Below are 17,271 nucleotides of genomic sequence, written 5' to 3'. Positions count from 1 at the left end.
ACCCATTTCCTGCTTCAGGTCAGGTTTGCCACGCCCACCTGAGCATTCCGCTTAGGGTAGGCACGGGCGGGACCGGGACAGGCTTGCCGAGGATGAGGGTTCACCTCACGGCCGTTCGTCCAGTTCCGCCCCTTCCTTCTTCACCGGCAGCATGACGCTGCGATCCACGCCCATCACCAGGGCCACGGCCGCCGCCACATAAATGGATGAGTAGGTGCCCACCACGATGCCGATGATCAGGGCCAGGGCAAAGTTCTGGATCACGGCGCCGCCCAGCAGGTACAGCGCCAGCAGCACCAGCAGGGTGGTCACGCTGGTGATGATGGTGCGGGCCAGAGTCTCGTTCACGGAGAGGGTCATCACCTGCTCCGCCCCCTGCTTGCGCAGTTTGCGGAAGTTCTCGCGGATGCGGTCATAGACCACGATGGTGTCGTTGAGTGAATATCCGATCACCGCCAGCACCGCCGCCAGCACCGAGAGATCGAATTCCAGCCAGAACAGGGAGAAAATCCCCAGGGTGATGATGACGTCGTGGACCAGGGCGGCCACCGCCCCCACCGAGAAGCGCCATTCAAAGCGCAGGGCCACGTAGATGAGGATCCCGATGAGGGCGTAGATCATCGCCAGACCGCCCTGCTCCCGCAGTCCCTCGCCCACCTGGGGCCCAACGAACTCCACCCGGCGCAGTTCCACGCCCGCCGGACCGCCGCTGCGCAGCACGTCAAGCACTTCCTCGGACAGTTCCGCGGTGTTCTCGCCCTCGCGGGGCGCGAGCCGGATCAGCACGTCACGGGAGGTGCCGAAATACTGCACCGTGGCCCGGCCGAAACCGCCCGCCTCCAGTTGATTGCGGACTTCCTCCAGTTCCACCGCCTCCGGGTACCCCACCTCGATGAGGGTACCGCCAGTGAAGTCGATGCCGAAGTTCAGGCCGCGGAACCCCAGCAGCAGCAGGGAAGCGACGATGAGCACCAGCGAGACCGCCAGGGCGATACGGCGCTGCCCCAGAAAATCGATATTGGCCTTGGCAAAGTTGAGCTTCATGGTCGTCCCCGGGTCAGATGGCCAGCGTCTTGAGGCGACGCTGACGTCCGTAGGTCAGGTTGATGATGGCGCGCGTCACCACGATGGCCGTGAACATGGACACCAGGATGCCGATGGACAGGGTGACCGCGAAGCCCTTGATGGGACCGGTGCCGAACATGAACAGCACCAGGGCCGCGATCAGGGTGGTGATGTTGGCATCGGCAATGGTCGAGAAGGCCCGGTCATAGCCGGCCTTGATCGCCGCCTGAGGTGAATTGCCGTTGCGCAACTCCTCCCGTATGCGTTCGAAGATGAGTACGTTGGCATCCACCGCCATGCCCACCGTGAGCACGATGCCGGCAATCCCCGGCAGGGTGAGGGTGGCCTGGAGCATGGACAGGATGGCCACGATCAGGATCAGGTTCAGGGTCAGGGCCACGTTGGCCACCAGGCCGAACACCCGGTAGTACAGGGCCATGAAAATCAGCACCAGGACAAAGCCGATGGCCACCGAGTTGAACCCCCGCTCGATGTTGTCGCGACCCAGGCTCGGGCCGACGGTGCGTTCCTCGACGATGCTCATGGGCGCGGCCAGGGCACCGGCACGCAGCAACAGGGCGAGGTTGCGGGCCTCGCGGGTGCTTTCAAGCCCGGTGATCTGGAAACGGCGGCCCAGCTGTTCCTGAATGCGGGCCACGTTGATGACCTCTTCCGTGCGGACGGTGCGCCGGACCAGTTCACCGTCCTCTTCCACCGTCTCGGTGCTGGTCTCGATGAAGACCACGCCCATCAGGCGGCCCACGTTCTCACCGGTGACCCGGCTGAAGATGCGGGCACCCTGGGCGTCCAGGTTGATGAACACCGCCGGGCTGCCGCTGTCCTGGGCGATACCGGAGGAGGCGTCATTGATAAAGTCGCCGGTGAGCATCACCTGGCGCTGCAACAGCACCGGGGTGCCGTCACGTTCGAAGTAGAGTCGGGAATTGGCCGGGGAGCGTCCGGTTTCAGCCGCGGTGAAGGGGTCGTTGCTTTCGTCCACCAGACGGAATTCCAGGGTGGCGGTGGCACCCAGGATTTCCTTGGCCCGGGCGGTGTCCTGAACGCCGGGCAACTGGACCACGATGCGGTCCTCGCCCTGCTGCTGGATCACCGGTTCCGCCACGCCCAGTTCGTCCACCCGGTTGCGCAGGGTGGTGATGTTCTGTTGCAGCGCCAGGCGCCGCTGGGCCGACAGATAGTCGGAGGTCACCGTGCCGCTGAGACGGAACACTTCGCCGGACTGGGTGGTACGGAAATCCAGGTCCCCCCGGTATTCCCGACGCAGCACCCGCAGGGCCTCGTCACGGCTGCCGGCATCGGCAAAACGCGCATGCACGCCGTCGGCGTCACGCTCCACGCTCAGATAACGAATGCTTGCATCCCGCAACTGGGTACGGAATTCACTGGTATAGCGCTCATAGATGTTGTCGGCCACGGCATCCATGTCCACTTCCATCAGGAAATGGACCCCACCCCGCAGGTCCAGGCCCAGGGACATGGGCCGGGCATTGATGGCACGCAGCCAGCCGGGGGTGGCGGGGGCCAGATTCAGCCCCACCACATGGTTTCCCGGCAGGGCCGTGCGCAGGATGTCCGCCGCCAGCAACTGGTCATCGGCGCTGTTGAAGCGCAGCATGAACTGGGCCCCGTCGAACTCCGCGGACTTCACCTCCACGCCCCGTCCTTCCAGTACGGCCTGGATCTGCAGGCGGGTGTCTGCATCCACCACGTCCGTGGCGGAGTTGGCCACCTGCACCACCGGATCCTCCGGATACAGGTTGGGGAGCGAGTAGATCACGCCCACCAGCATGACGACCACGATCAGGAGATACTTCCAGTAGGGGTATTGGTTCATGACGGGACCAGATGTGGACTAAAAGTGAAAGGCCGGATCAGATGTCCTTGATCGAACCCTTGGGCATTACGGTGGCCACGGCCTGGCGCTGGACGTTGACCACGACGCCTTCGGAGACTTCCACCTTGATGAAGTTTTCGGTCACCTGGGTGATCTTGCCCACCAGGCCGCCGTTGGTGACGATCTCGTCGCCCTTGTTCAGGCCGTCCACCATGGCCTTGTGTTCCTTGGCGCGCTTGCTCTGGGGACGGATGATGAGGAAGTACATGATCGCGAAGAAGATCACGATCATGATCAGGAATTCGATGAAACCACCGCCGGCGGGCTGCCCGGTCTGGGCGTAGGCATCGGAAATGAAGAAGTTCATGGCCGGGACTCCTTGAATTGAATGGATAATCAGTACGGTTCAGGATTCTTGAAGGGCGCCATTATGTCACAGACCGTGGGGTTTGCGCGCGCCGCTCATGGAAGGCACGGGCCCACGTCTCCAGGGTGCCGGCGGCGATGGCCTGGCGCATCTCCCGCATCAGGGTCTGGTAGTAGTGCAGGTTGTGGAGGGTGGCCAGACGACTGGCCAGGATCTCGTTGCACTTGTCCAGATGCTTCAGATAGGCCCGGGAATAGTGGCGACAGGTATAGCAGTCGCATTCCGGATCGATGGGCAGGGTATCATCCCGGAACCGGGCATTGCGAATCCGCATCACCCCGTCATGGGTATAGAGAAAACCGTTGCGGGCATTGCGGGTGGGGATGACGCAGTCGAACATGTCCACCCCCCGGCGCACCGCCTCGACGATATCCTCCGGCTTGCCCACCCCCATCAGATAGCGGGGCCGATCCACCGGCATCAGCGGGGTGAGCCCGTCCAGCACCCGGTTGCGCTCCGCCTCCGGCTCACCCACCGACAGCCCGCCAATGGCGTAGCCGTCAAAGCCGATCTGCATCAATCCCTCCAGGGATCGGTGCCGCAGATGGGCATACATACCACCCTGGACGATGCCGAACAGGGCCGATGGATTGTCGCCGTGGGCCACCCGGGAACGGGCCGCCCAGCGCAGGGACAGCTCCATGGAGTGACGGGCCTGATCCTCGGTGGCGGGATAGGGCGTGCACTCGTCGAAGATCATGACGATGTCCGAACCCAGCGCCCGCTGGACTTCCATAGAGCGCTCGGGGGTGAGCAGGATCTTCGAGCCGTCCACCGGCGAGGCAAAACGTACCCCCTCCTCCGTGATCTTGCGCAGCTTGGCCAGGGAAAACACCTGAAAGCCGCCGGAATCCGTCAGGATCGGCCGCTCCCAGTGCATGAAGTCGTGCAGATCCCCATGGGCCCGGATCACTTCGGTACCGGGCCGGAGCATGAGATGGAAGGTGTTGCCCAGAATGATCTGGGCACCCAGACCCTCCAGTTCCTCGGGGGTCATGGCCTTGACCGTGCCGTAGGTGCCCACGGGCATGAAGGCCGGTGTATCCACCACGCCACGGTCGAAGATCAGGCGCCCGCGGCGCGCGGCCCCGTCCCGGGCCATCAATTCAAACTGCATGTATCAAAGTTCCGTTGGTTCAAGGGGCCGGCGGGTCATGAACATGGCGTCGCCGTAACTGAAAAACCGGTAACGCTCGCGCACCGCGTGCCGGTAGGCCGCGAGCACCTGATCCCGGCCGGCAAAGGCGCTCACCAGCATCAGCAGGGTGGATTCGGGCAGATGGAAATTGGTCACCAGGGCGTCCACCACCCGATAATCGTAACCGGGCACGATGAACAAACGGGTGTCGCCCTCGAACGGCGCCAGCGCGCCACCCCGGGCGGCGCTTTCCAGGCTGCGCACGCTGGTGGTGCCCACCGCCACCACCCTGCCGCCCCGGGCCTTGCAGGCCGCCACCTGGTCACAGGTCCGTGCCGATACCTGTACCCATTCGGCGTGCATCACATGTTCCCGGATGTCCTGCACCCGTACCGGCTGGAAGGTGCCCGCCCCCACATGCAGGGTCACGGAAGCCGTTTCGACCCCGCGGGCGCGAATCCGTTCCAACAAGGCTTCATCGAAATGCAGACCGGCCGTGGGCGCGGCCACGGCCCCGGGGGCGCGGGCAAACACGGTCTGGTAGCGCCGGCGGTCGTCCTGGGTATCGGGACGATCAATATAAGGTGGCAAGGGCATGTGGCCATGCCGCTCCAGCACCTCCAGCACGGGATCGATGAAGCGCAGCCGGAACAGGTCGCCCTCCCGGCCCAGTACCTGGGCCTCGGCCGCCTCTTCCAGCCACAGCCAGACGCCGGCACCGGGGGATTTGCTGGCGCGCAGATGGGCCAGCACCTGATGCCGGTCCTCCAGCCGCTCCACCAGCACCTCCACCCGTCCGCCGGAGTCACGCTTGCGGCCGTGCAGGCGCGCGGGGATCACGCGGGTGTCATTGAATACCAGCAGATCGCCGGGCCGCAGCAGATCCGGCAGGTCGCGGACATGTCGGTCGGCCAGCGCGCCGGAGGCGCCGTCCAGGTGCAGCAACCGGGAGGCGCTGCGCTCCGGCAATGGCGCCTGGGCGATCAGCTCGGGGGGGAGATCAAAGGTAAAGTCACTGACTTGCATGGCGCGCGATGGTATCAGGAACCGTGGAGGGGGGCCATCGACATGAGAGGGACTCGATCGGTCGGTACCAAAATACTATTGGCGAAGACCATGCCCGATCGTTATAATGCTCAATCCCCACCTTGCCGGGATGGCGGAACTGGTAGACGCGCCGGACTCAAAATCCGGTTCTGGAAACAGAGTGCGAGTTCGATTCTCGCTCCCGGCACCATGAGAAACCCAAAAGGTCTGCGTGGCAGCACGGTGCCTGACAACAGGACACCCATGCCACCTCCGGCCTTTCAAGCGGCCACCGCCACGAGGAGCGCGGATGTCCGCTTCATCACGACATCCATCCCCATCCGCTTTTCGCGTTTCGCAGGTATTCCCTTGAATCAAGTACAGACCAATTCGGCCGATTTCCGTGCCCTGGGCCTCATTGAGCCCGTTCTGACCGCCCTGAACGAGGCCGGTTATGAAGTCCCCACCCCCATCCAGGCCCAGAGCATCCCGCCGCTGCTGGCCGGGCAGGACCTGCTGGGCCAGGCCCAGACCGGTACCGGCAAGACCGCGGCATTTGCCCTGCCCCTGCTCTCGCGCCTGGACCTGAGCCGCAAGGACACGCAGATCCTGGTGCTGGCCCCCACCCGCGAGTTGGCCATCCAGGTGGCCGAGGCCTTCCAGACCTACGCCCGGCATCTGCCCGACTTCCATGTCATGCCCATTTACGGTGGTCAGTCCTACAGCGTGCAGCTGCGTCAGTTGCGTCGGGGCGCCCAGGTGGTGGTAGGCACCCCCGGCCGGGTCATGGACCACATGCGCCGGGGCACCCTGAATCTGGAGGGCCTGACCGCCCTGGTGCTGGACGAAGCCGACGAGATGCTGCGCATGGGCTTCATCGACGATGTGGAATGGGTGCTGGAACAGACCCCCCAGAGCTGCCAGCTGGCCCTGTTCTCCGCCACCATGCCCGACGTGATCCGCCGCGTGGCGCGCAAGCACCTGAAATCGCCCCACGAAGTGCGCATCGCCGCCACCACCACCACCGCCAATACCATTCGCCAGCGTTACTGGCGGGTCAGCGGTCTGCACAAGCTGGATGCCCTCACCCGCCTGCTGGAGCACGAGGACTTCGAGGCCATGATGGTGTTCGTGCGGACCAAGACCGAGACGGTGGAGATCGCTGAAAAGCTCACCGCCCGGGGTTACGCCGCCGAGGCCCTGAACGGGGACATCCCCCAGAAGCTGCGGGAGCGCACCGTGGACCGGCTCAAGCGTGCCCAGCTGGATATCGTGGTGGCCACGGACGTGGCCGCCCGCGGCCTGGATGTGGAACGCATCAGTCACGTGGTCAATTACGACATCCCCCACGATACCGAGTCCTATGTCCATCGCATCGGTCGAACCGGCCGCGCCGGTCGCAAGGGCGAGGCCATCCTGTTCGTGGCACCCCGGGAGCAGCGCATGCTGCAGGCCATCGAACGGGCCACCCGCCAGCCCATCGAACCCATGCACATGCCCTCCGCCCGGGACGTGAACGAGCGTCGCATCGAGCGCTTCAAGCAGACCATCACCGACACCCTGGTGGGCGAGGACCTGTCCTTCTTCCAGAATCTGGTGGCCGAATACGTTCAGGAACATGATGCCGATCCCCGGGAAGTGGCCGCCGCCCTGGCCCACATGGCCCAGGGTGACTCCCCCTTCCTGCTGGATGAGCGCTCAACTCGCGCCATGGAGCCGGAGCGTGAACGTGAACGTGCCCCCATGGCCCGGGAACGCGGCCCCAGAGAACGGGATGCCGGCCCGCGTCGTGCCCCCAGGGGTGCCGGACGCGGCGGGGAAGATACCGGCATGCAGAGCTACCGGGTCAATGTGGGGCATGTCCATGGCCTCAAGCCCGGCAACCTGGTGGGCGCCATCGCCAACGAGGCGGGACTGGACAACCAGAACATCGGCCGCATCAACATCGGCCCTGAGTCTTCCACCGTGGACCTGCCGGCCGACCTGCCCCGGGAGTTGCTGCAACATCTGAAGCAGGTCTGGGTGTGCGGACAGCGGCTGAACCTGGCGCCCGCCGACGGCCGGGAAGAGGTCGGCGGCTTCGGCGGCGGCTTCCGTGACCGTCGCGGCCCCGGTGGTCCCGGCGGCAAGCCGCCCCGCGGCGCAGGTCCGAGAAAGCCCGGCGGACGTCCCGGCAAGCCCGGCATGGACCGCCCCGGCAAGCCCCGCCGTCGCGGCATGTAAGCACCGGATCCGGCCCCGGCCGGACCGACCAAAGCCCGGTTCCGCCCGATCAGCGGACCGGGCTTTTTTATTGCCCGCCATCATCAATGAAGCATGCCTGTCTGATAAAAAAAATCTTGTTGCAGTTTTCTGCACAAGGTTTATAAGGCGTCGTAAATCACAACAACCGTGGAGATACGACAGCATGGCAAGGGCCCCCGATTCCCTTCTGGCGGATGATGAGGACGATAGCGTTGACTGGAAGGAATCCGATAGCTCCGCACGCCTTTCGGCGCGCCGCTCCCTGGAGCTGCTTCTGGAGCGCAGGGCCCTGAAGCGTCAGCTGGAAGATACCTTCGACGAGAATGGTTCGGGTCTGCAAGACCTGGACTGGTAAGTAGTTTGCAAATTGATCAAGGCTCGGGAAGCCCGTCCGGCGCCATCTGCAGGACCAGGGACACGCGGCGATTCTGTGCCCTGCCCTGAGGGGTGTCGTTATCCGCCACCGGCTGCGTGTCGGCGAACCCCGTTGCCTGCAGGCGCTCGGGCGCCACGCCTTCACTGATCAGCTGACGCACCACCACCGTGGCCCGGGCCACGGACAGCTCCCAGTTGGAAGGGAAGCGGTCGGTGGCGATGGGCACATTGTCCGTATGGCCCTCCACGGTCACCCGCGCCACCTCGGGCCCGAAGATGGGGGCCAGACGGCCGAGCAGCGCCACCCCCTCCCCCAGCAGCTCCGCCCGGCCACTGGCAAACAGGATGCCTTCGCGCATCCGCAGCTCCACCTGACCCGGCGTGGTCAGCACTTCCACGTCTTCCAGACCGCCGCTCTCGGCCAGGGACTCGGTCAGATCCCGGGCCAGGCGCTCCGCCTTGCCCGGGGAAGGGGCCGGAGGGATGGCCTCCACAATGGGAGGCACGATGGTTTCCTGACGGGGATAACCCAACTCCACCGCCAGGGAGTCCACCAGCTTGAGGTGGCTTTCCGCATCCACGGTGGTATAGGCCAGCAGGATCACGAACAGCACCAGCACCAGGGTCAGCAGATCCACATAGATCAGCAGCCAGGCGTGATCATCGTCCCGCTCCCCCGGCGGTTCCGCAAGGGAATCCCGCGACCAGGGCGGCGGGAAATGCGGGGCGGCCTCCAGCTCATCCTTGAGCAGCTGCCGCTGCAGATCCTGATCTTCGCTGCCGCCCCCGGCCCCGACCGGATCAGCGGGAGCGGGGGGCGTCGGCCTTCGGGGAGGCAGGGTCACGACGTTCCTCCTTCATCCTCAGATCGTCCTGATGATGGGCCATGAAGGACTTGAGGGTCTCCCGGATATAGGCCGGTGAACGCCCCTTGCGCATCAGGGTGACCCCTTCGAGCACCATGTTCATCAGGATGATGCGCTCTTCCGTGCGTCGCTCCAGTTTGATGGCAATGGGCTTGAAGACCAGATTGGCCAGGATCAGGCCATAGAAGGTGGTGATGAGGGCCACCCCCAGATTCACCGCAATCACCGCAAAGTCATTGGTATCGGTGGCCAGCAGCATGTTGATCAGGCCGATCAGGGTACCCAGCATGCCGAAGGCGGGGGCATACATGGCCATGGTGCGGAAGATCTGGGCCTCGGCATGCTCGCGCCGTCGCAACTGGTTCATGCGCCATTGCAGCAGGTCGTTGATGTCTTCCATGGGAGTGCCGTCGATGACCAACTGCACCCCGGTGCGCAGGAACGGGTTGCGAATCCCGTCGAGCCGGTTGTCCACCGCCGCCAGCTTGCCGCTGAACCAGAGCCTGGACACCTCGACGATCTCTTCCATGTCCTCGCGGAAGAAATAGCGCTCATTGCGCAGCACCAGCAGGAAGACCCGGAACACCCGCACCACTTCATGCAGGGGATAACTGAGCAGGGTGGCGGCGATGGTGCCGCCCACCACGATGCCCAGACCGGGCAGATTGAGGAACACCCCCAGATCCTGGGAGGTGAAGGCGATCACACTGGCCAGCAGCACTACGCCGCCGATCATGCCCAGCAAGGTGGAAGGGTTCATGGGATCGAGTGTAATGCGGAGCAACGGTGAAACACCAGAAGGATCACCCGCCGCCCTCCAGCAGCGCCATGAGTCCGGCCTCGTCCAGGACGTCAACCCCGAGTCCGCGCGCCTTTTCCAGCTTGGACCCGGCGGCCTCGCCCGCAATCACGGCGGTGGTCTTGCGGGAGACACTGCCGGACACCCTGGCGCCCAGCGCTCGCAGGCGATCGGCCGCCTCCTCCCGGGTCAGGCTGCTCAGGGTGCCGGTCAGCACATAGGTGCAACCGGCCAGGGGCAGGTCATCGGCATTGCGGGGCGCCTGTTCCTCCCAGTGCACTCCCGCCTCCCGCAGTTGCCGGATCACTTCCCGGTTATGGGGCTGACGAAAGAAGGTGGCCACGTGGGCCGCCACCTTGGGACCCACGTCCGGGACCACCATCAGGGCCGCCTCGTCTGCCTGCATCAGGGCATCCAGACCACCGAAGTGGGCAGCCAGGGCCCGTGCCGTGGATTCGCCGACCTCGCGGATACCCAGGGCGAAGATGAAGCGATCCAGACGGGTGTGCCGACTGCGTTCCAGGGCCTGAACAAGATTGGCCGCGGACTTCTCTCCCATACGCTCCAGGGCCGCCAGGGCGGGTGTCTGCAGGCGGTAGAGATCATCCACATGCTCCACCAGTCCCCGTTCCACCAGCTGTTCGATGAGCCGCTCACCCAGGCCCTCGATATCCATGGCCCGGCGGGAGGCGAAATGGCGGATGGCCTCCCGTCGCTGGGCGGCGCAGTACAGCCCCCCGGAGCAGCGGGACACCGCCTCCCCTTCGGGACGCTCGATGGTCGAACCGCAGACCGGACATTGCTCGGGCATGACGATGGGGCGGGCATCCATCGGCCGATCCGCCGCCACCACGGCCACCACCTCGGGGATCACGTCACCGGCCCGGCGGACGATGACCCGGTCGCCGATGTGTACATCCTTGCGCCGGATCTCGTCCATGTTGTGCAAGGTGGCATTGCTGACGGTAACGCCGCCCACGAACACCGGCTCCAGGCGGGCCACCGGCGTGATGGCGCCGGTGCGCCCCACCTGGAATTCCACCTCCCTCAGCCAGGTCATCTGTTCCTGGGCGGGATACTTGTGAGCGATGGCCCAGCGCGGAGCGCGGGAGACAAACCCAAGGGCCCGCTGCAGATAAAACCGGTTCACCTTGTACACCACGCCGTCGATCTCGTAGGGCAGCGTGTCCCGCAACTCGCCGATGCGCCGGTAATAGGCCAGACAACCCTCCCCGCCCGCGACCACATCCCGCTCGGGACAGACCCGCAGCCCCCAGTCCGCCAGGCGATCCAAGGTATCCCCGTGGTTGTCGGGCATCTCGGCGCCTTCCACATGCCCGACGCCGTAGGCGAAAAAGCTCAGGGGACGCCGGGCGGTGATCTCCGGGTCCAGCTGGCGCAGGCTGCCGGCGGCGGCGTTGCGGGGGTTGACGAAGACCTTTTCCCCCCGTTCCCGGGCCTGGGCATTGAGGGCCTCGAAGCGGGCCTTCTCCATGTAGACCTCGCCACGGACTTCCAGGCGCCGGGGATGACCGCTCCCCCGCAGGCGCAAGGGAATGGCGCGCAGGGTACGGATATTGACGGTGACATCCTCGCCGGTGGTGCCGTCTCCCCGGGTCGCGCCCCGCACCAGCAGACCGTCCTCATAGATGAGGCTGACCGCCAGACCGTCCAGCTTGGGTTCGACGGCATATTCCACCGGGGCCTCCCCTTCCAGCTCCAGCCGTTCCCGCACCCGGCGGTCGAAGGCCAGCACGTCGGCCTCCTCGAAGGCGTTGTCCAGGGACAGCATGGGCAGCAGGTGGACCGCTTCGGGAAAGGCTTCCAGGCGGGTCCCGCCCACCCGTTGGGTGGGGGAGTCGGGGGTGACCAGCGCCGGATACCCGGCTTCCAGGTCGCGCAGCTCCCGCAGCAGCGCATCATAGGCCGCGTCCGGTATCTCGGGGTCATCCAGGACGTAGTAGCGGTGATCGTGACGGGCAATCAGGGCGCGCAGAGCTTGCGCCCTGTCGCGGACGGTGTCGGGAATGGAGGCAGACATGGGCAGTGAGGTCCGTTATCGCCCCGCCGATCCCAGGCCCGCGCGCAACTGCCAGCGGCGGATGTCCTCGCGGATATGTTCGCTGCCCTGACGGGTCAGGACGCTGCGGGAGGCGTCCAGCACCTGCCCCTTGAGACGCTCCGCCAGGCCCTCGGCGCAGTGGTACATGGCATCGAAACTCTCCACCGCGTCGCAGGGTCCCGGCAACTGCAGGAACAGGGTCACCCCCGGGGTGGTGAATTCATCCATGAACCGGGGATCGAACGTGCCCGGGTTGAGCATGTTGGCCAGGCTGAAGACAGGCAACTGGCGTCGGCCATCCGTCACCAGGTAGTGATAAATGTTCATATCGCCGAATTCCATCCCCTCCGCGGTCAGGGCCGTGGCCAGGTCCACGCCGAGGAAACGGTCGTCCTCGCCGGCGACCACATGCAGCACCACCAGCTTTTCCCGGGGCACCTCCGGTTTCACGGGGCGCTCGGCCGGCGCCGCCGGGGCGGACGCCGGCGGCGGCTCCATGGCCTCGATGGGTTCCACGGGCTCGACCGAAGACGTCGCCGAGCCTGCCGATCCGGCCTTCGAGGTCTCCCGGACCGGTCGACGCGCCTCCGGCGCCCCGCCCAGGCCGGGGATCTTCGGCAACCGCCCCAGCAGACCGGAGCCGGATGCCTTGCCGGCGGACCGGGCGGTCTTTTCCTGTCGGGTCTGCGCGGTGGACGCGGCCTTCTTCACGGTCATGGCCACGGGTCGGTCCCGGACCTCGTCCGCCACCAGATCCCCCAGGCCGTCCAGTTCATCTCCCGCGCGAGGCGGTTCCTGGAAGCCGTCATCGGCCCGGATGTGCACATGCTCCAGTTCATCCGGCTCCAGCTTTTCCCGGGGCAACTCACGCCGTCGCCTGGGCGCCCGCATGCGGCCGGCCAGGTAGATGCCGACAAGAATCATGATCCCCAGTATCAACAGAATCCAGCGCAACGTATCCATCTCCCGGGTCCTTCTTGGTTGTGTCTTCAGGCAGTGGCCATCTGGGCGGCTTCTTCCACGTCCACGGTCACCAGACGGGAAACCCCCGGTTCCCGCATGGTCACGCCCACCAGTTGATCGGCCAGCTCCATGGTTGTCTTGTTGTGGGTGATGAAGATGAACTGTACCCGTTCCGACATCTCCCGTACCAATGCGCAAAAACGCCCCACGTTGGCTTCATCCAGAGGGGCGTCCACCTCGTCCAGCATACAGAACGGCGCCGGGTTCAGCTCGAAGATGGCGAACACCAGGGCCACGGCCGTGAGCGCTTTTTCGCCACCGGACATGAGGTGAATGGTGGACAGACGCTTGCCCGGCGGACGGGCCATCACCGCGATCCCGGTGGACAGCAGATCATCCCCGGTCATCTCCAGATGGGCCTGCCCGCCGCCGAACAGGCGGGGGAACATCTCCTGCAGCCGTCCGTTCACCCGCTCAAAGGTATCGCGAAAACGGCTCCGGGTCTCCCGGTCGATGCGCTGAATGGCATTTTCCAGGGTCTCCAGGGCCTGCATCAGGTCATTGTACTGGGCATCCAGGTAGGTCTTGCGCTCGCTCTGGGCCTTGTACTCATCAATGGCCGCCAGGTTGATGGGGCCAAGGCGCGCAATCCGCTGCCCCAGATCGTCCACCTGACGTTGCCGATCCGCCACCGTGGCCGCCGGGTCCAGGTCCTCAAGCAACGGGGCAAGGGTGAAACCGGTGTCTTGCAACTGCTCCAGAACCGTCTGTCTGCGCACCTTAATCTCCTGCCAAGCCATGCGCAATTCATCCAGATGGCCGCGCAGGGTTTCCGCCTCCCGCTCGGTCCCCAGGCGTTGCTGGTCCTTGTCCCGCATCCCGGCCTCTAGGGCCTGGACCCCGGCACGGGCCTGGCTCAGGGCATGTTCCACGTCCATGCGGTCCTCCACCAGGGTGGCCAGGGTGTCTTCCAGCTCACCGATGGGAGCCTCGGCATCGTCCAGGGCGGTCTGCAGGTCTTCCAGACGAGCCTGCAGCTGACCGGACTGGCCCCGCAGGCGCTCCAGGGCCTGACGGGTGGCATCCCGGGCGGCCCGCAGGGTCTGCAGGGTCAGGGCCATGCGATGCACCGCCTCCCGGCGGGCCTGGGCCTCGGTCCGGATCATGTCCAGGTCACGGCGCAGGCCATCCCGGTCCTGCTCCAGGGACTCCCGTTCCCGAGCCAGCACCTCCATCCGGGTAACGGCCTCATTGCGGCGACGGGTGGCCTGCTGCAGGGCTTCCTGTTCCTGCAGGCGCTGGGCACGCACCTCGGTGATCTCGCCTTCCACCCGCTGCATGCGGGTCTCCACCTGCTCCAGGCGGGTGCGGCGGTTGCTGAGCTGGGCATCCAGCTCACTGGCGGTCCGGTGGGCCTGGTTCAGTTCCACCTGGGCCTGGTCACGCCCGGCCTCCAGCTCGCGCAGGCCTTCACGTCCCTCTTCCAGATCCTGCTGCCGGCTCTCCAGCGTCTCCTGCAGGGCCTGCATCTCTTCCCTGAGCTGGCGCAGTTCCCGGTCCCTACCGATCAGACCCGCATGTTCGTCCCGGTCCCGGGCCACTCTGAGCCAGCGCCGTCCCAGCCAGATCCCCTCCGGGGTGATCACGGATTCCCCGGGGCCCAGGCGAGGGCGCAGGGCCAGGGCGGTCGCAAGGTCCGCGGCGACATGGACATCCGCCAGCAGGTCGAGCAGCGGAACGGGGCCGCGCACCCGGTCCGCCAGCCGGTCCGGGGCCGGGGCATCGTCGGCGCCGGTGATATCGCCGGTTTCCCAGGCCAGCAGATCCCCCTGTTCCAGGGAGGCGCAGACCTGGGCCACCGGGTCCAGGGCCGGCACGCAGATCGCTTCCAGGAACTGGCCCAGCACCGTCTCCACCGCCTTTTCCCAGCCGGGCGTCACGTCCAGCCCTTCTCCCAGACGGGGGGCATCCGCCAGTCCCTGCCGCTTGAGCCAGCCCATCACCGAGGCGGTCTGCTTGCCCAGGGCCGCCTGCTGCAGGGCTTCCAGGGAGGCCAGACGACCGCCCAGAGACTGGATGCGACGGCGCAGTTCATCCACCTGGCCTTGATGCAGACGGGTCTGTTCCCGGTTGTCATGAATCCGGTCGCGGGCCGACTGCAGCGCCTCGTCCAGGGTTTCCACCCGGGCATGGGCCAGCACGGACTGGTCTTCCAGTGTCAGGATCTCGGCGCGGAGGGCATCCGTGGACAGGGTTTCCCGCTCCTGGGTGAGGCGGGACAGGCGCTCATCCAGCGCGCGGATCTGGCGTTCCAGTTGTTCCATGCGGGTCCGCTCCACCTGGGCCGCCTGGCTGGGCTCGGCCGCCCGTCGGTTGAAGGCTTCCCAGCGGCCCTGCCAAGCCCCCATGGCCTGCTCCGCCTGCAACAGCCGTTCACCAATCTCTTCCAGGGCCTCGCTGCCCACGGCATGCTCCGGCTCCAGGGATTCCAGCTCGGTCAGCACCTCCACCAGGCGGGCTTCGTCATCCTGGATGAGGCTCCGGGTCTGGGCCAGGCCGTCCCGCACCTGCTCAAGCTCCCGGGACTGCCGTTCCCGCAGTTCCCGGTGATGCTGGATGGACTGCTCGGTTCGGGAGATTTCGCTGCCCAGGCGGTAATAGCGGCCCTGGACTTCATTGAAGGTCTCGTTGGCATCCACCAGGGCCTCCCGGTCCTGCTCCAGCCCGGCTTCCAGCTGCCGCTGCCGGGCCACCGTGGCCTCCAGGCGGGTTTCCTGCGCCCGCAGTTCCTGCTCCCGATGCCCGGACTCCGTTTCCAGATCCCTGAGTCGCAGGGCCATCAGTTCCGCCTTGAGACGGCGTTCTTCGTCCCGCCAGGCCTTGTAGCGCTCGGCCACGTCCGCCTGGCGCTGCAGGTGGCGCAGCTGCTTGTCCACCTCGTCGCGCAGATCCTGCAGGCGTTCGAGATTCTCGCGGGTATGGCGGATGCGGGTTTCGGTCTCTCGTCGCCGTTCCTTGTACTTCGAGATGCCCGCGGCCTCTTCCAGGTAGACCCGCAATTCTTCCGGTCTGGCCTCGATGATGCGGGAGATCATCCCCTGCTCGATGATGGCGTAGCTGCGGGGTCCCAGTCCGGTGCCCAGGAAGATGTCGGTGATATCCCGCCGCCGGCAACGGGTGCCGTTGAGAAAATACTGGGACTGGCCGTCCCGTGAGACGCGGCGCCTGATGGAGATCTCGGCGTACTGGGCGTACTGCCCCCCCAGCACCCCCTGACTGTTGTCGAACACCAGTTCGATGGAGGCCTGACCGACGGGCTGACGGGTGGAGGAGCCGTTGAAAATGACGTCTTCCATGGAGTCGCCGCGCAGATAGCGGGCGGAGGACTCCCCCATCACCCAGCGCACGGCATCGATGGTATTGGACTTGCCGCAGCCGTTCGGCCCCACGATGCCCACCCGGTTGCTGGGCAGCAGGATGGTGGTGGGATCGACAAAGGATTTAAAGCCGGCCAGTTTGATCTTGCTCAGTCGCATCGAGAGGCGATTATTCCCAGTACGGTAGACGGGTTCCGGCACATTGGTGCAAAGGCGTAGAATATCAGGCTGTACCCACCACTGATGACCGGATATCGAACAGCATGTCGAGCCAGCCTAGCAAGAACCTGGAAACCTTTGAAAACCCCCAGAAGGACCGGGATTATACCATTCGCATCCGGGTGCCGGAGTTCACCTGCCTCTGCCCCAAGACCGGCCAGCCGGACTTTGCCGAACTGCGACTGGAATACGTGCCCGACGAGCGGTGCGTGGAACTCAAGTCCCTGAAGATGTACGTGTGGTCGTTCCGGGATGAAGGTGCCTTTCACGAGGCGGTGACCAACCGCATCCTCGGCGACCTGGTGGCGGCCACGGCGCCCCGCTTCATGCGTCTGACGGCGGAATTCAACGTACGCGGTGGTGTGTATACCACCGTGACCGCTGAGCACCGTGCCCCCGACTGGCAGCCGCCGCTGGAAGTGAAGCTGCCCTGACAGCCGGGTGCCCCGGTTGACCTGAGTCCGGCATTCCCGCGCAAGCGGGAACGCCCTCAGTGTAGAACCCTCTGGACTCCCGCTTTCGCGGGAGTGACGGCAGAGGGGGCATCGGCACTTCCCTACCGGAAGCGATTCATGGCGTCCTTGAAGGCCTTCGACATGTGCTCCCAGGCCGACTCCATGCCTTCGCGCATGTGTTCCCAGGCATCCTCGCTGGCATCCTGCAACTCGTGCATCCTTTCGCGGGCCTTGTCCCGCTGCTCCCGCATGGCCGAGAGCTGTTCCTCGTACTGGATCTTCATGTCCGCCTGGGCAGCCTGGGCCTTGGCCTCCAGCTTGTGGATCTCGGCATTCCACTCATCCAGTCTGGCCTTGAGCTTTTCGATGTGAGCTTCGCGTTGACTCATGGTGACCTCCT

14 protein-coding genes and 1 tRNA gene are annotated in these 17,271 nt (G+C 65.5%); 4 read left to right on the top strand and 11 right to left on the bottom strand.

Annotated features, from left to right (window positions below):
- Nucleotides 1-105: 105 nt before the first annotated feature.
- The 5 genes from secF to queA form a co-directional block, all read right to left on the bottom strand.
- Nucleotides 106-1,044, bottom strand: coding sequence for a protein translocase subunit SecF (secF, locus tag ACLF6L_RS04870; RefSeq protein WP_412852483.1), 939 nt, complete (start codon nucleotides 1,042-1,044; stop codon nucleotides 106-108).
- A gap of 13 nt (nucleotides 1,045-1,057) precedes the next feature.
- Nucleotides 1,058-2,920: a protein translocase subunit SecD gene (secD, locus tag ACLF6L_RS04865; RefSeq protein WP_412852482.1), complete on the bottom strand. Its 1,863-nt coding sequence runs from the start codon at nucleotides 2,918-2,920 to the stop codon at nucleotides 1,058-1,060.
- 37 nt (nucleotides 2,921-2,957) lie between these two features.
- A complete protein-coding gene (gene yajC / locus ACLF6L_RS04860) occupies nucleotides 2,958-3,287 on the bottom strand; it encodes a preprotein translocase subunit YajC (protein WP_008931694.1) in 330 nt (109 codons plus the stop codon).
- 61 nt (nucleotides 3,288-3,348) lie between these two features.
- The gene (gene tgt, locus ACLF6L_RS04855) at nucleotides 3,349-4,464 is read right to left on the bottom strand and encodes a tRNA guanosine(34) transglycosylase Tgt (RefSeq protein ID WP_412852481.1); all 1,116 of its coding nucleotides are present in this window, start codon (nucleotides 4,462-4,464) and stop codon (nucleotides 3,349-3,351) included.
- A gap of 3 nt (nucleotides 4,465-4,467) precedes the next feature.
- Nucleotides 4,468-5,511 carry a tRNA preQ1(34) S-adenosylmethionine ribosyltransferase-isomerase QueA gene (gene queA / locus ACLF6L_RS04850; protein ID WP_412852480.1) on the bottom strand — a complete coding sequence of 348 codons (1,044 nt, stop codon included), beginning with the start codon at nucleotides 5,509-5,511 and terminating at the stop codon, nucleotides 4,468-4,470.
- A 124-nt stretch (nucleotides 5,512-5,635) separates the two neighbouring features.
- Between queA and ACLF6L_RS04845 the strand changes: the two genes are divergently transcribed.
- The 3 genes from ACLF6L_RS04845 (at nucleotide 5,636) to ACLF6L_RS04835 (ending at nucleotide 8,110) form a co-directional block, all read left to right on the top strand.
- A tRNA-Leu gene (locus ACLF6L_RS04845) sits at nucleotides 5,636-5,722 on the top strand.
- Nucleotides 5,723-5,880: 158 nt separating this feature from the next.
- Complete coding sequence (locus ACLF6L_RS04840) at nucleotides 5,881-7,734, top strand: DEAD/DEAH box helicase (RefSeq protein ID WP_412852479.1); 1,854 nt, start codon at nucleotides 5,881-5,883, stop codon at nucleotides 7,732-7,734.
- A 184-nt stretch (nucleotides 7,735-7,918) separates the two neighbouring features.
- Nucleotides 7,919-8,110, top strand: a complete 192-nt coding sequence (locus ACLF6L_RS04835; RefSeq protein ID WP_238617496.1) for a PA3496 family putative envelope integrity protein — start codon at nucleotides 7,919-7,921, stop codon at nucleotides 8,108-8,110.
- Nucleotides 8,111-8,126: 16 nt separating this feature from the next.
- Here the strand turns inward: ACLF6L_RS04835 and ACLF6L_RS04830 are convergent, their stop codons facing one another.
- The 5 genes from ACLF6L_RS04830 to smc are packed head-to-tail and all read right to left on the bottom strand — an operon-like array spanning nucleotide 8,127 to nucleotide 16,356.
- The gene (locus ACLF6L_RS04830) at nucleotides 8,127-8,975 is read right to left on the bottom strand and encodes an OmpA family protein (RefSeq protein ID WP_238617497.1); all 849 of its coding nucleotides are present in this window, start codon (nucleotides 8,973-8,975) and stop codon (nucleotides 8,127-8,129) included.
- The gene (locus ACLF6L_RS04825; RefSeq protein WP_238617498.1) at nucleotides 8,932-9,756 is read right to left on the bottom strand and encodes a motility protein A; all 825 of its coding nucleotides are present in this window, start codon (nucleotides 9,754-9,756) and stop codon (nucleotides 8,932-8,934) included. The genes ACLF6L_RS04830 and ACLF6L_RS04825 overlap by 44 nt, the downstream gene beginning before the upstream one ends.
- 43 nt (nucleotides 9,757-9,799) lie before the next feature.
- Complete coding sequence (gene ligA, locus ACLF6L_RS04820) at nucleotides 9,800-11,836, bottom strand: NAD-dependent DNA ligase LigA (RefSeq protein WP_238617499.1); 2,037 nt, start codon at nucleotides 11,834-11,836, stop codon at nucleotides 9,800-9,802.
- Between the two features lie 15 nt (nucleotides 11,837-11,851).
- On the bottom strand, nucleotides 11,852-12,820 hold the full coding sequence (gene zipA, locus ACLF6L_RS04815) for a cell division protein ZipA (RefSeq protein WP_412852478.1): 969 nt from the start codon (nucleotides 12,818-12,820) through the stop codon (nucleotides 11,852-11,854).
- 26 nt (nucleotides 12,821-12,846) lie between these two features.
- Entirely contained in the window at nucleotides 12,847-16,356 is a 3,510-nt protein-coding gene (gene smc, locus ACLF6L_RS04810) for a chromosome segregation protein SMC (protein WP_412852477.1), read from the bottom strand.
- 104 nt (nucleotides 16,357-16,460) lie between these two features.
- On the opposite strand from smc, the gene queF reads away from it, so the two are divergent.
- Nucleotides 16,461-16,850: a preQ(1) synthase gene (gene queF, locus ACLF6L_RS04805; protein ID WP_238617502.1), complete on the top strand. Its 390-nt coding sequence runs from the start codon at nucleotides 16,461-16,463 to the stop codon at nucleotides 16,848-16,850.
- A gap of 122 nt (nucleotides 16,851-16,972) precedes the next feature.
- Here queF and ACLF6L_RS04800 read toward each other — a convergent pair whose 3' ends face one another.
- Entirely contained in the window at nucleotides 16,973-17,260 is a 288-nt protein-coding gene (locus ACLF6L_RS04800; protein ID WP_238617503.1) for a hypothetical protein, read from the bottom strand.
- Nucleotides 17,261-17,271 lie beyond the last annotated feature (11 nt).

It is taken from the genome of Ectothiorhodospira shaposhnikovii (assembly GCF_047222355.1).
Classification (GTDB): Bacteria; Pseudomonadota; Gammaproteobacteria; order Ectothiorhodospirales; family Ectothiorhodospiraceae; genus Ectothiorhodospira.
Note: the sequence above shows the minus strand (reverse complement) of the source record. Positions and strands in the feature narration are given on the sequence as shown.